Origin of the sequence: uncultured Parasphingorhabdus sp. (assembly GCF_963975555.1) — a bacterium.
Classification (GTDB): domain Bacteria; phylum Pseudomonadota; class Alphaproteobacteria; order Sphingomonadales; family Sphingomonadaceae; genus Parasphingorhabdus.
The window spans coordinates 922586-937254 of sequence record NZ_CAXBHH010000001.1; the positions used below are offsets into that span (position 1 = coordinate 922586).

Annotated in this window: 11 protein-coding genes; 6 read left to right on the top strand and 5 right to left on the bottom strand. The window is 57.4% G+C overall.

The window, feature by feature from the left end; translation table 11 throughout:
- Positions 1-9 precede the first annotated feature (9 nt).
- Positions 10-1146: a hypothetical protein gene (locus AAC060_RS04600; protein ID WP_339823379.1), complete on the top strand. Its 1137-nt coding sequence runs from the start codon at positions 10-12 to the stop codon at positions 1144-1146.
- Positions 1143-1616, top strand: a complete 474-nt coding sequence (gene gspM / locus AAC060_RS04605; RefSeq protein WP_339823380.1) for a type II secretion system protein GspM — start codon at positions 1143-1145, stop codon at positions 1614-1616. The genes AAC060_RS04600 and gspM overlap by 4 nt, the downstream gene beginning before the upstream one ends.
- A 19-nt stretch (positions 1617-1635) precedes the next feature.
- Here gspM and AAC060_RS04610 read toward each other — a convergent pair whose 3' ends face one another.
- Together AAC060_RS04610 and AAC060_RS04615 are read right to left on the bottom strand one after the other, a co-directional pair.
- The gene (locus tag AAC060_RS04610) at positions 1636-2724 is read right to left on the bottom strand and encodes an acyl-CoA desaturase (RefSeq protein ID WP_339823382.1); all 1089 of its coding nucleotides are present in this window, start codon (positions 2722-2724) and stop codon (positions 1636-1638) included.
- 175 nt (positions 2725-2899) lie between these two features.
- A complete protein-coding gene (locus AAC060_RS04615) occupies positions 2900-3604 on the bottom strand; it encodes a hypothetical protein (protein ID WP_339823384.1) in 705 nt (234 codons plus the stop codon).
- Between the two features lie 173 nt (positions 3605-3777).
- On the opposite strand from AAC060_RS04615, the gene AAC060_RS04620 reads away from it, so the two are divergent.
- Entirely contained in the window at positions 3778-5175 is a 1398-nt protein-coding gene (locus AAC060_RS04620) for a cytochrome P450 (RefSeq protein ID WP_339823386.1), read from the top strand.
- 641 nt (positions 5176-5816) lie between these two features.
- Positions 5817-6188 (top strand): DUF4345 domain-containing protein, encoded by a 372-nt coding sequence (locus AAC060_RS04625; protein ID WP_339823387.1) that lies wholly within the window; start codon positions 5817-5819, stop codon positions 6186-6188.
- 96 nt (positions 6189-6284) lie between these two features.
- Here AAC060_RS04625 and uvrA read toward each other — a convergent pair whose 3' ends face one another.
- Positions 6285-9305: an excinuclease ABC subunit UvrA gene (uvrA, locus tag AAC060_RS04630; protein ID WP_339823388.1), complete on the bottom strand. Its 3021-nt coding sequence runs from the start codon at positions 9303-9305 to the stop codon at positions 6285-6287.
- A 183-nt stretch (positions 9306-9488) separates the two neighbouring features.
- Here uvrA and AAC060_RS04635 point away from each other — a divergent pair, with 183 nt between their 5' ends.
- Positions 9489-10166, top strand: coding sequence for a hypothetical protein (locus AAC060_RS04635; protein WP_339823389.1), 678 nt, complete (start codon positions 9489-9491; stop codon positions 10164-10166).
- Positions 10167-10246: 80 nt separating this feature from the next.
- On the opposite strand, the gene AAC060_RS04640 is transcribed toward AAC060_RS04635, so the two are convergent.
- Positions 10247-12292 (bottom strand): hypothetical protein, encoded by a 2046-nt coding sequence (locus tag AAC060_RS04640; RefSeq protein ID WP_339823390.1) that lies wholly within the window; start codon positions 12290-12292, stop codon positions 10247-10249.
- 467 nt (positions 12293-12759) lie between these two features.
- On the bottom strand, positions 12760-13428 hold the full coding sequence (gene gmk / locus AAC060_RS04645; protein ID WP_339823393.1) for a guanylate kinase: 669 nt from the start codon (positions 13426-13428) through the stop codon (positions 12760-12762).
- A 121-nt stretch (positions 13429-13549) separates the two neighbouring features.
- Between gmk and AAC060_RS04650 the strand changes: the two genes are divergently transcribed.
- Positions 13550-14668 carry an AI-2E family transporter gene (locus AAC060_RS04650; protein WP_339823395.1) on the top strand — a complete coding sequence of 373 codons (1119 nt, stop codon included), beginning with the start codon at positions 13550-13552 and terminating at the stop codon, positions 14666-14668.
- Position 14669 lies beyond the last annotated feature (1 nt).

Sequence of the window (14669 nt, forward strand, 5' to 3'; positions counted from 1 at the left end):
CAGCAGCGCGTGAACCCGAATCTTCTCCTGATTGCCTTTCCGGCTGCCGATGATGAAGCGCTCTATTGGTGGCGCGTCGCCGATGGCGCAGTGCTGGCAGCGGGATGCGATCCCGATCCCCGGGTTGCGTCGCAGACTGGTGGGCTGGACGAGGCGCAGGCCGATATTCGCGTCGTCGCGCTAGTCGCGTCGTATCTGACCACGATCATGGCGCATGAAACGATGAGCGACGTGACCGACAATCAGGCGCTTGCCGCTGCGGGTATCGCGGCGAAAGCCAATAGTCTGGACAGCGCAAATCTTCACATCGTCTCGACGATGATTGATACGGGGGATAGCGCAGGCGCGGTGGTCACGGCGTCGGTCGGACGGGATATATTATCTGCCGGGCTGGTACGCTTGCAGGCGCTGGAACTGGATCCGGATGCGATTCTTCCGTCGGGCTGGTTGCTGCCCGTCACCCCAGAAGGTGCTGTATCAGCAGATTTCGGATTCGATCAGGTGGTTCGCGCGGATAATCTCATTGCCACCGATGATCCGGCTTTGCGGGAAATTCTATTTGCCGACCAGGTCATTACGCCGATTGCCGGTGACGCATTTGACGCGATGCTGGCCGGTGCGTCCGGGAAATCCGATCTGAATTTTCGCAGCGGGCCGTTTGCTAAAAAGACCCAGCGCGCGATGGATGCAAAGCAAAAGCGCCGGCTCGGCTGGATGGCGGCGGCGCTGGTCGTCGTTTCGCTGGCGGTTCCACTGGTGCAACTGGCGAAATATCATTGGGCGGCCAGCGCAGCAGACGAGGCTGCTCTGGTCAGTGCCGCTCCCGTCGTTGGCGAACAGGAGAATCCGGACAGCGCCGAACGCGCGCTGGACCAGCGGCTGGTAGCCGAAAATCGCGGCAATATCATGTTCCCGGTTCCGGCGTCGGCGCTCTATTCCGCGCTGCAACAGGTCCCGAATGTATCGATAAGCCGGATGGCTTATGGCGAGAACGGGATCCTGTCGGCGACATTGTCCGCGGTCCGTAACGAGGATATCAATCCGGCCCTGCTGGCGATGCAGGAAGCGGGTTTCCTCATCACCGCAACCCCGCGCACCGATGCCACGGGATCAGCACAAGCGGATATTACGGTGAGGGCACCATGATCGACAATGCAAGAAACTGGTTTGTCGGACTCAGCCAGAGGGAGAGGGTCCTAGTCGGGGTTGCCGGCCTGCTACTGGCCGGACTGGTCGGCTATTATGGCATCGCACGGCCGATGCTCGGTGCGATGACCGCTGCAGAAGAACGCTATGTCGACGCGGTCGAGCAGCAGGCGCGGATCGAGTCCAAAGTGGCTGCGCTTCAGCAGCCGGTCGACGGGACGACGGTCAAGTTCAGCGGCGCGATCGATACTTTCGTCAGCCAGAGCGCGGGTGAAACCGGGATTGCGGTCGGCTCTGTCGTTCCGCAGTCGGGCAACCGGGTCAACATGGTAGTGGAATCGGCCAAGCCGACAGCGCTATTCGGCTGGCTGGCACGGATCGAACGGGAGGGAATTGCGGTCGAAGCGCTCAACGTCAATCCGGCAGGCAATGGCGCGGTCTCCGCGACAATCACCTTGCGATCACATTAGCGGAACGCTTCGCTTCCTGTCACTCGGCCGGTTCTATATGATGCTGCTTATCCTTGGCGGGGAACATTATGCCGCCATCGTCAGCCGACATGACTTCTGGCTCGGCCAGACCGGGGATTGCGACTTTCGCTTTTTTCTGGACCCATTCGCCCTTTTCGTTGCGAATATAGGCAGGCGCCCGCTGGACGTTCCAGACCAGGCCCATTTTTTCCCATAGATAGATGATCTGGCCGTTGAGATCGAATTCCCACCAGGCCACTTGCGATGATGCCGCGCGCGGGTGCTGGTGATGGTTGTTGTGCCATCCGTCGCCAAAGGTCATCCACGCCATGAACCAGTTGTTCCGTGAACCGTCCTTGGTCTTGAACCGCTGCGAGCCGAAGACATGGCCGATGCTGTTCACGCCCATGACGAAATTCAGGAAGAAGAAGTTGCGGAAAAAGCCGCCGATCAGAATGGTACCGATGATATATTCCGGTCCGCCAAAGGCCAGCGCCCAGAGAGCCGGCAGGATGATGCTCGAGAAGATTGCGATCGACCAGCGATGCTTGTGGCACCACAAGACCTGCGGATCGTCGATCAGGCCTTTGCCATAGACGCGCATGTCGGAGGTCGTATTGTCGAACAGCCAGCCAAAATGGGCGATGCCCAGGCCTTTCCAGACCGGCATTTTCTTGCCATGGCCGTCGACATAGGGGCTATGGACGTCACCGACATCATCGGAAAAAGCGTGATGGCGGCGATGGTCGGCTGCCCACTTCAACACCGAAGCCTGGCAGGCCATTTGCGCCATGATGCCCATGGCGAGACGCATTTTTGGTCCCGCTTCGAAGGCGCGGTGAGTGAAATAGCGGTGATAGCCGATGCCGACGCCCATGTTGATCAGGGCGAAACCGAACAGAAAGGCAGACCATTCTACCCAGCCGGTGGAATGGAAGATGGTCCAATAAAGGGCCCCGAGCGAACCGATGACCATCGAGGAAAGCAATATGCCATATTCGATGCGCTTAGCCCGAGCGGCCGGTCCGCCAATGATGACGCCATGCTGGGGATGCTGTTCCGACGGTGTGTAATCATCGGGTTGAATGTCGCTAAATGCCGTCGCCATCGCCAAAATTCCTCGAAACCTAACTCGGGAATGCAGGTTATAGGCTATTCACTATGATTACAATTGTCTTAACCATTCTGCTGGCCATCGGCTGGAATCATACAATCCGGTGCATACTGAAAGGTTCTCCATTTCATCGGGCAAGCCTCGATCAGCAAACGGGCGTCAGGATCTTCTAGTAGTCGTTGGGGCGATTCCGTCCGCTTCGGTTGAGTTTCGGTGAAGAGCGCGGGCGTTCGGCACGGGCTGGCCGGGATGTCTCTGCGGGCCTTGCAGCAGGTTCGGCGCGGGTTTGTGGTTGCTCGACCGCCCTTGTCGGTCGTCGACCGGACGTTCCCGTCCGGTCACCGCGATCGCGAGTCGGGGCTGCTTGGCCATTTTGGTCCGGTCGCGTTGTTGCTGGACGTTCGCCGCGGCCATTGTGCGTGCCTATATTGTCACTGCGATTGCTGCGCCGTTGATCCCGCGCACCGTCGCGACGATCGTCTTGCCGGTGGCGTCGATCGGCGCGCCGCTGCGGGTTCACATTGCGGTCTCTGACGTGATGCCCGCCATATACGGCCCGTTCTCTGGCCCAGTGGCGCCGGTGATTGTCACGCATCGCATGGCGTCTGCCGCCGCGATCGAAGATGTAGATGCCATAGCCGGGATAATAATATTGATCATACCAGCCGCCGCCGAAGCCGATATTGGCAAAGCCATAGCCGGAATCGCACGCATAATAATCGTCGAACGGCGCATAAGGATCGCAATCATAGCCATTATTGACATAGCCGTCGCCATAATAGCCGCCGCTGCCATACATACAGCCGCCCAGACTGAGTAGCGCACCAGCTGCCACAGCGGACTTCAGGACCCGGGCCATCGTAAATTGTATCATGATTCTTTCCCTCGAAACCGCCCCTGACGGCACCAGACGTGCCGGGTCGCGATTCTGCTTTATCGTTATCACCGCTATCATGTTGCGATTGAATAATCGATGAATGGAGAGCCTTGCTGACATTGATGAAAGTAGCTATCATCGGATTCAAATATCAGTTCAGGAGCACTCCCGTGGCTACAATCGCAACAAAACCGCATGGATATCCCTTTCAGGAATCGGCTAACCCGCATTGGGTGAAGCGGCCTGGCGAGGAAGAGCTGGCGCATATTCCCGGCGAGAAAGGCTTGCCGTTTCTGGGTTGCACGCTGGATCTGCTCAAGGATCCTGCCGGATTTGGACGCCGGATGTTCGAGCAATATGGCTCGGTCTACCGCGCCTTCAGTTTCGGCGGATGGTCGGTCAACATGCTCGGTGCCGATGCCGCGGAATTGATTCTGTTCAACAAGGACAAGATATTCTCGAGCGAACAGGGGTGGGGTCCGATCCTCAACAATCTGTTCCCGCGCGGTTTGATGCTGATGGATTTTGATCGCCATCGGGCGGATCGCAAGGCGCTTTCGGTCGCTTTCAAACCCGGACCGATGAAGCATCACTGTCAGGTGCTGGGCGAGGGTATATTGCAACGCGTAGCCGACTGGGGCGGGACTGAATTCAATTTTTACCCGGCGATCAAGTCGCTCTCGCTCGATACCGCCGCCAGCGCGATTCTCGGCATCCCCTGGGGGCCGGAAGCCGACAAGATCAACAAGGCCTTTGTCGACGAAGTCCAAGCATCTGTCGGGGTAGCGCGCAAGCCTCTTCCCTTTACCAAGATGTGGAAGGGCGTGAAGGCGCGCGAATATCTGCTCGAATATTTCACGCCGCAGGTGAAAGCGCGTCGCGCCAAGGGTGGCGAGGATATCTTCACCCAGATCTGTCTGGCGACCCATGAAAATGGCGAACTGCTGACCGAGGGCGAAGTCGTCGATCATATGAATTTTCTGATGATGGCGGCGCATGATACGATTACCTCGTCGGCGACCAGCCTGATCTATCTGCTTGCCAAACATCCCGAGTGGCAGGACAAGATTCGCGAAGAATGTCTGTCGGTGGCGCCTGCCGGAACGGCGCTGTCAATGGAACAACTGGGCAAGCTCGAACTGACCGAAATGGCGTTCAAGGAAGCGCTGCGGCTGATCCCGCCGGTTCCGTCGATGCCACGCCGGGCGGTCAAGGACTTTACCTTCCGCAATTACACCATTCCAGCCGGCACAACTGTCGGGGTCAGTCCCAGCTTTGTCCACAAGATGGAAAAACACTGGCCCGAACCGGAGAAATTCGATCCCTTGCGTTTCACACCGGAAAATTCGGTCGGTCGTCACAAATATGCCTGGGTGCCTTTCGGTGGCGGCGCACATATGTGTCTCGGTCTGCATTTCGCTTATATGCAAATCAAGATTTTGATGCACGCGATGCTGACCCAGAACCGCGTTGTGCTGCAGGGTGGGCCGGATTATGAACCGAAATGGCAGGTTTTCCCGATCCCGCAGCCGAAAGACGGGTTGCCGGTCCGGCTTGAACGGCTCTAGCGGCCCTATATCCGAACGTCGGGGGCCCGATTTTCGGCGATCGCGGCACCGCCGCATATTTATCTGTTGAAGCTCGCTTATAACGGATGTTGCCGATGAAAACCGGCAGCAGAATGGGCCGACAGGAGGCCGATGCTATTGGGAGTAAGTGTAAGCTTCCTCTCATAAGGGAAAAGAATTTCACCGCCTGGCGGCGGATGCTGCCCGTGAAAACCGGTGGCGTGTTTTCTCGGGGGGCAAGTTTCACGGATCGATGGGGACCAGAATTGGCCGAAAGAGGCCATACTGTCGCAAATAAGTGTAAACCTTCTCTCATGAAGAACCAGGTTTTCACTGCTTGGTGACTGATATTGCACACAAAAATTGACAGCGTGATTCCTCCGTGGCAGTCTTCATGGATCAGCGAGGAGCAGAACTGGTCGGAAGGGTTATCGGTCGTTCTGGGGTTTGGGATGAGCGCAAGTTTTCTCTCATAAGGGAGAGGCTTTCGCCGCTTGCGAAACATTTGTTGATCGGAGCCGGATGAGGGGGCTTCGCAATTGGACGAAATCACAGCCTCAACAAGCTACGGCTGGGCAGCCAGTCTGTAAAGTCACAAACCCTTCTCTGTTCTGTGAGAGGGGGAAACAGGAGGATACCATATGATCGCGTTTCGCTTTGCCACTATTTTGATTGGCTTCATTCCGCTTTGGTTCGGTGTGAACGGAATTTTTTTCGGAGCGGCGGAGCATATGGGAGGAGATCCGTTCAGCATCGCGCTGGATAACCAGTATCGTTATTATTCCGGCGTTTATATCGGGGTCGCCGCTATGTTTTTCTACAGCGCCGGCGATCTGAGACGGCGAGCCAGCCTGTTCCGCTTCGGGATATTATTCTTCTTCATCGGTGGATGTGCAAGGCTTGTATCCTATCTCACCGTAGGCCCGGCACCGACCGAGCAACTCGCGGCGATGGCAGTCGAACTGCTGTCACCGTTGCTGCTGTTTTGGCAGGCTAAAGCGCTGCGCTATTAAGAGTCGCCGTTTCCACATCATTCAGCACTGTTTCGGCAATCGGACTATGCAGTCGATTGCCGACACAGATAAACAGCAGCTTCCTTTGGCTGCCGCTCACTTTGCCAGCATGTCCTTGAGATAGCCGCCGGTAAAGCTGGCCTTGACCTTGGCTACCTCTTCCGGCGTGCCTTGCGCGACAATCTCGCCTCCACGGACGCCGCCTTCGGGGCCGAGGTCGATGATATGGTCGGCGGTCTTGATGACATCGAGATTATGCTCGATCACCACCACACTATTGCCCTGTTCGACCAGCTGGTGGAGCACCTCCAGCAGCTTGCGGACATCCTCGAAATGCAGACCGGTCGTCGGCTCGTCGAGAATATAGAGCGTCTGTCCGGTTGACCGTTTCGACAGTTCCTTGGCCAGCTTGACCCGCTGCGCTTCGCCGCCGGACAGGGTCGTGGCCTGTTGGCCGACTTTCACATAGCCGAGGCCCACTTCATAGAGCATCGCCATTTTGTCGCGGATCGGCGGCACTGCCTTGAAGAAGCTGACCGCGTCCTCGACCGTCATGTCGAGAATATCGGCGATCGACTTGCCCTTGAACTTCACCTCCAGCGTTTCGCGATTATAGCGTTTGCCGTGGCATTCCTCGCAGGTGACATAAACGTCGGGCAGGAAATGCATCTCGATCTTGATCAGCCCGTCACCGCGGCACACTTCGCAGCGGCCGCCCTTGACGTTGAAGCTGAACCGGCCGGGCTTGTAACCGCGAACCTGCGCTTCGGGCAGACCGGCGAACCAGTCGCGGATATTGGTGAAAGCACCGGTATAGGTCGCCGGGTTTGACCGCGGGGTGCGGCCGATTGGCGACTGGTCGATATCGATGACCTTGTCGCAATATTGCAGGCCGGTGATCTTGTCATGTTTGCCGGCAATCACCCGCGCGCCGTTGAGCGTCCGCGCTGCTGCGGCATAAAGCGTGTCGATGGTCAGCGAGCTTTTGCCCGAGCCGGACAGGCCGGTGATACAGGTAAAGGTGCCGAGCGGGATCGAGGCGGTGACATTCTGCAGATTGTTGGCAGTGGCGCCGTGCACGGTCAGTTTCTTGCCATTGCCCTTGCGCCTTTTCTTCGGCACCTCGATTTCGCGGGTGCCGTTGAGATAGGCGGCGGTCAGCGATTTTTTCGATTTCAATATCTGTTTGAGCGTGCCTTCGGCGACAACCTCGCCGCCGTGGACGCCAGCGCCCGGTCCCATGTCGACGACCCAGTCCGCGGTGCGGATCGCATCCTCGTCATGTTCGACTACGATCACCGTATTGCCGAGATCGCGGAGGCGCTTGAGCGTGGTCAGCAAACGGTCATTGTCGCGCTGGTGCAGCCCGATGCTCGGCTCGTCGAGCACATAGAGCACGCCGGATAATCCCGACCCGATCTGGCTGGCGAGACGGATGCGCTGGCTTTCGCCGCCGGAGAGCGTCCCGCTGGTCCGGTCGAGATTGAGATAGTCGAGCCCGACATTGTTGAGGAAGCCCAATCGCGCGATAATTTCCTTGAGGATCGGTTCGGCAATCTGGGTCTGCGTCTTGTCCAGCTTGGCACCCAATGTCTCGAAAAACTCGAGCGCATCGCCGACGCTGCGGCGGGTTGAGATACTGATATCCTCGCCAGCAATCTTGACCGCGAGCGCTTCGGGCTTGAGCCGCGCGCCGTGGCAGGTTTCGCAAGGCGCAGCTGCCTGAAACTTGGCCAGCTCTTCCTGCATCCAGGCGCTCTCGGTCTGCAGCATCCGCCGTTTGAGATTGCCGACTACGCCCTCGAACGGTTTCTTCACTTCGTATGATTTGCGGCCATCCTGGAAGCGGAGCGTGACCGGCAGGCCCTGCGTACCGTTGAGCACGATATCCTGATGATGTTCGCTCAATTCGTTCCACGGGGTCTCGAGATCAAATTCGAATTGCCGAGCGAGACTGCCCAGCACCTGCATATAATATGGCGAGGGCGGGTTGGATTTCGCCCATGGCACGACCGCGCCCTTCTTGATGCTGAGCGCCGGATTAGGCACGATCAGCTGGGTGTCGAAATGGAGCTTCTCGCCGAGACCGTCGCAGGACGGGCAGGCGCCTTGCGGCGCGTTGAACGAGAACAGCCGCGGCGCGATTTCCTCGATGGTGAAACCGCTGACCGGGCAGGCGAAGCGTTCGGAAAAGACGATCCGGTTTGGCGGGAGGCCGGTGCCTTTCATCTTGCCCTGCGGGGAGTCCGGATTTTGTCCGTTCGCCTCGAGCGTAGTCGAGAGGGGTGTCTCGACTTCGCTCGACACGAACGGTGTCTGGGCTTCCGCGACGCCGCCCGTTCGTGCTGAGCTTGTCGAAGTACGATTGGCGAGCGCCAAAGCCTCCTCGACCGTCCCATCAGCCAGATCGACAAATGCCAGACCGTCGGCCAGCCGCAGCGCAGTCTCGAAACTGTCAGCGAGCCTTTGCTCCATACCTTCGCGCACGACCAGCCGGTCGACGACGACCTCGATGTCATGCTTGTATTTCTTGTCGAGCTTGGGCGTTTCCTCGATATCGTAAAATTCGCCATCGACGCGGACCCGGGTGAAGCCGGCCTTCTGCCACTCGAGCAATTCCTTGCGATATTCGCCCTTGCGGCCACGGACCACGGGCGCGAGCAGGAAGAAACGGGTCTTTTCGGGCAAGGTCATCACCCGGTCGACCATCTGCGAAACCGTCTGTGCGGTAATCGGCAGGCCGGTCGCGGGCGAATAAGGTACGCCGGCGCGCGCCCAGAGCAGCCGCATATAATCGTAGATCTCGGTGACCGTCGCCACGGTCGAGCGCGGATTGCGGCTGGTGGTCTTCTGCTCGATCGAGATCGCGGGCGAAAGCCCCTCGATATGCTCGACATCGGGCTTCTGCATCATCTCCAGAAACTGCCGCGCGTAGGCGCTGAGGCTCTCGACATAGCGCCGCTGCCCCTCGGCATAGATGGTATCGAAGGCAAGGCTCGATTTGCCGCTGCCGGACAGGCCGGTGATCACGATCAGCTTCTCGCGCGGAAGCTCGATATCCACGCCCTTGAGATTATGCTCGCGGGCGCCTTTTACTTTGATGTGGGTCAGACTCATGCGGATGCTTTGCAGAAGATGCCGGAGAGAGTCCAGCGGGCCAAAAGAACAGGGTGGTCTCCGCTATATGTTCAATGTTTGTTCTGTTTTCAAGAGGGAGTTTTTGGGGGAGCGTGATGGGGGTCACGGGTAAGCACAAATGTAAGGGATCAATGTCGTGCTGAAATGAACAGGAGAATCAATATGACAATAGTTTCAAAAAGTTTTGGATTTGCCATCACCGCATATTTGGTCACACCGATTCTCGCGGGTGCACCGGCATACGCCTCGCAATCCGATTCGTCTCTTGAGACGGCTTCGGCGGTTCCGGGCAGCAGCTGCGGCTGGAGAACGGTCAAACGTAAGAACGGATCGACTGCGTTGGAACTGGATCGGGAAAAATGGCTTAGCAAAGCCTGTGAATCTGATCGAGTGAAATATCGTATTGTTCCGACCTTTGTCGGTGCTCAATCAAATAGAATTCACGTTGGTTGTGATTACGGCATATTTACGACGGATTCTTCAGATAGCAGTTTGAACGCTCAGCGAAGAACCGACGATCTCAACCGTCAGTGTCTTTCGGAGACTGCGAGGATGAAGCAGAAACTCGAAGATCAGAAAGCGCTTTATCTTGAGAAACGGAAAGCAGTGGATGTTGCGCAGAGTCAAGCCGAGGACGCGCACAAAACTGTTGTAAACGCCCAGCGCGAGATGAAAGCTGTATATGACGAGGCAATGGCAGCGCATATGGCGAAAAACTGGCCGTTCTATTACAAAAAATTGGAGGAATATGACCATAAGAAGCTGCAACACCTAGCCGCCGAGCGCGACTATTCTCGACTTATAGCAGCGTATGAGGGTTTGATCGCCAGATTGGCTTGAACAAACGGGAGGCATTGCCCTGAACTAAGGGCCCTAATATTGCCTCCCGCTATCTCGCGAAGTAGATAAGCCGAGCCGGATCACTCAGATCTAGCGTCGTCACCACCCTTAACCCGCCCAAAAGCCTCCCGGTACCGTTCAAAAAACCCGACCATCTCCGGCGACCTTTTACTCTTCATGTCGCAGAAGAACTTTCGGTTCCAGCCCTTGGCGGTGCCGAGATGGATCATCGCGTAGACATAAGCGAGCAACCCGGCGGAGAAGGCGAAGGCGGCCCCCATGTCCGTCGCCGCCCACACAACAGCCGCGACTATCGGATAAGCCAGCACCGGAAAACTGATCGCCTTGCGGTAATTGAAAATCGCCTTGCTCTCTCGCGTCGGCAATCCGAATTTCCCGACCAGCGTTGACGTAAACGGCAGGCGGTTGTGGATGATCGCAGCGGGGACTTTGACCCACCACGGGACCGGCGCGAACAGGATGGTGCCGAGCGCGAGCGTTTCGAAAAACGGGTAGCGGATAACCAGCAGCGCCAGCACTTTATAGTCGTGATATTGTTTTGCTGTGTGGGTCAGAAGCTCATCGACGCCGTCGACCGCATAGCGGCCGGTCTCGCGGAAGCGGAAGACGTTGTTGGGGAACATATAATATTTCATCAGGCCCTTGATGCCGGGCGTGTCGCTGCGTTTGGGGCGGATACCGAGCAGCCGGGCGACCTCGTCGGTATAGGTGCCGTACCAGACCAGATGGTCGGTCTTGCTCTCCGGCCGTTTGGCGTAATAGTTCGTGTTATAGACTGCGATCCGCTGGTCGATATTGGCGTTTATGCCGTTGCGGAAAGGCTGGTCTGATATCATCCGGTGGACCAGCAGGCATTGCATCTCGCTTATATTGTTGAGCCCGCCGGTAAACGGGCGGGTGAAGCCGATGGTGTAGATATTGTGCAGCCTGGGAGATATGACCCCGAGAAATTGCGCGCGGGTCCGATAGGCAAAATTCTCCGCGCCGTTTTCGCCATGCATGCGGATTTCGGGGATATTGGGTATTTCCTGATCGCCGTCGATGATCTCGTCAAAACTCGTAGTTTGGCCGTCCTCGGTGAGCGTCATCGCCTCGCGGTCGAGCGTGGCGACCGCCTTGTCCCACAATTTCACATGGCCATGTTCGAGGAAGAAGGGCAGGTCGTTGATCAGATAACCGTCGCTGATCTTCTGCTCGAGCGTGTCGTCGCAATAGAGTTTATAGACATCGATCGGCCAATATTTGATCGCGATATGGCCATTTTCAATCGGTGCCCTGGCTTCGAAAAAGGTCCGGATGCTTTCGTGCGGGCGGATGCTTTTGGGGTGGCGCACGCCGAGACTGTTGCGGTCGAAGAGCTTCGCGAACCAGCGGTGGATCAGGCCGTGGATATAGCCGCCGTCAATGAAGGCGCGATAGCTCCATTTGCTGACTTCGGAGAAATTATGGCATTCGAGCTGGTCGAGCGGGACGAAGCGCGGGCCGTCGTCGAACGGCGAGAAGGTCGCGAACATCTTGTCGAGCATGATGAAGCCATTGGTGACCAGATGCACTTTCGCGCCATGAGCGACCAGCTTGGCGATCAGCAGGTTGGAACTGTCGCCGGTCGAGGTGATCGCGACATTCTTGCCGGCATAGCTGGCATCAATTTTGATCTGCTTGAGATTGGCATTCATCTGCCGCCGGAAAGCGGTGGCGACGACGACATGCTGCGCGCGGAACTGCTCGCCGCTTTCGAGGTGGACTATGCTGTGATCTGCATGATTGTCGATACTGCCGACCCGTCCATGGTGGATATGCTTGGCGTAGCGGGCGGCATATTTCTTGTGCACCGCGTAAAATTCACAGGCGGTCGGGAAGCCGTCGGTAAAATCCTCGCCCTGCTCTTTCAGCATCTCGACCAGTTCGAACGAATAGACGCTGCTCTGCAGGGAACTGACCAGATCGAAATCCAGCGCATCGGCGGCTTCCAGCTGTTGCCAGATCGGGGTCATTTCGGACACCATCAGCCAGCTGATCCCGCTGGCGTCCAGTTCCCGGACCAGCGGCATGGTCGAAAAACCGCCACCGACGATCAGGACATCAATTTCCCGTGCTTCCACCATATTGCCCCCTGCAGCGACCCGCCATTTTACAACTGGTAACCGGTAAAAGCAGTAAATCCAACGCTCTTTTGAATATGACGCGGGACAGACGCACATGCCCGACTTTCGGCCATGTGCGGGCAAGGTAATATGCTTGCTCTTTCGTCGATGGTCGATAGCCGTTGGTCGAATGGAAAACAGCGCAGCGCGCCCTTATGCTATCAAGCTGGTAGCTTAGTGAACATCCGGAAAGAGCGTCATAAGCTCTCGGGTCGCATCGAAGCTCAATCACGGGGGATGGTGCCAGAATGCGGATTCGCAAAAATCTGGACCGGGGATATTGCCTACCGCATGGGCAAGCTCCTGTTCCCGGGACAAATGGTCTCGCGTCCGCCCCCCCTACAGGACGTGGTCCCTGCGACGCTTCTGGTGCCATCCTCTTTGTTTGCGCCTCTGCAGGCACATAAGTGACCGGCCGATTATCCGGCTTATTCGGCCATCAAATCCCGGACAAATCCGATCAGGCCGGTTTGCCGTGCCCGGCGCATGCGTTCGGTGGCAAGGATTTGCTTTACCTTGGCAAAGCAGGCGTCGAGATCATCGTTGATCAGGACATAGTCATAACCGTCCCAATGGCTGATCTCGCTGGCAGCGCGTTGCATCCGGCTCTCGATAATCTCGGTCGCATCGGTGTTGCGGCTTTCCAGCCGTTTGCGCAGTTCATCGAGGGACGGCGGCAGGATGAAGACGCGGACAACATCCTGTCCGGCGCGTTGATACAGCTGCTGGGTCCCTTGCCAGTCGATATCGAACAGTACATCCTGTCCGTCCGCCAGACTCTGGTTAACCGGAACGGCTGGCGTGCCGTAACGATTGCCGAATACCGTGGCATATTCGAGGAAGCTGTGATCGGCGACCATCTCTTCAAATTCGTCACCAGTGACGAAATAATAGTCTTTGCCATGTTCCTCACCGGGCCGCTTCGGCCGGGTGGTGACGGATACCGACATCGCAATCTCCTGATCGGCTTTCAGCAACATGCTCGCAAGCGTCGATTTGCCGGCTCCGGAGGGGGAGGACAGTACGAACAGAAGGCCCCGGCGGCTCAGCTCGCGGTGATCATTGTCGATATTCTGGGAAGATATATTCTCGGCCATAGCGGCTATTGGCCGAGAAGGGCGGGCGGCGTCAAGATGCTGCTACCATGTTTTTTCGATCCCGCCTGTCCGGTGCAATCCTGCTGATGACAGTCTGTTAAAATCCGGCTATTCGAAACTCATGATCCAGGGACGTATCAGCACCATATTCTATGCGGTCGGCATTACCATCATGGTCGGCTGGCTGTTTTACGTGGGCAAGGACATCATATTGCCGATCGTGACCGCTGTGATCCTGCTGCAGATACTCTATGCCGCGAGCGCGACGGTCGCCCGCATACCGGGGCTGGGCCAGACTCCCTTGTGGTTGCGCGCCACGCTTGCCCTGATCGGGGTGCTGGCTCTGCTTTTCGCGATGACGCGGATGCTGGTGGCGAGCCTGCAGAATCTCGTGCCATCCTTGCCGGTTTACCAGCGCAATTTGGAAAATCTGTTTGCAGCCTGGTTCCCGGCTCCGGCCAATGCCGGGATTGGCCGCCCGGAGGTTTCCGAACTCATGGCATCGCCGACCGCGATATTTGACCGCGGGACGGAAGCGGTCGCGAAGGCGATAAGCGAATTCGCGACCAGATTCTTTACCGAGATAGACATCGCCGCGCTGGCCCAGTCGGTCTTGTCTTCGCTGACCAGCTTTGGCGGATTTGTCTTCATCACGATCTTGTACGCATCCTTTCTGCTCAGCGAGATCACCGGCTTTCCGGAGAAAGTGCGCCGCGCTTTCGGTTCGGACAGCGATTCGACCGACACGCTCAACATGATCACCCGGATCAACCATGATATCGGCAGCTATCTGGCGACCAAGACGCTGATCAATATCATATTGGGTGTCGTCTGCTGGATAATATTGCTGATATTGGGCGTGGAATATGCTGCTTTGTGGGCGATCATCATCGGCCTGCTCAACTATATTCCCTATATCGGGTCTTTTGTCGGCGTGGCCTTTCCTGCGCTCTTTGCCGTGGCCCAGTTCGGCAATCTGACGGTCCCCTTGATCGCGACCGGTCTGATGACCACAGCGCAGGTGGTTATCGGCAATGTTGTTGAACCGAAGATGCTCAGCAAATCGGTCAATCTCAGCCCGATGGTGGTGCTGGTTTCGCTGGCGATCTGGAGCAGCCTGTGGGGCATTCCTGGCGCGATACTGGCGGTGCCATTCACCACCATATTGATGATCGTGCTGGCGCGCCGGCCCGGAACGCGGCCGCTTGCGGCGCTGCTGTCCAGCGATGGCAATGTCTAGC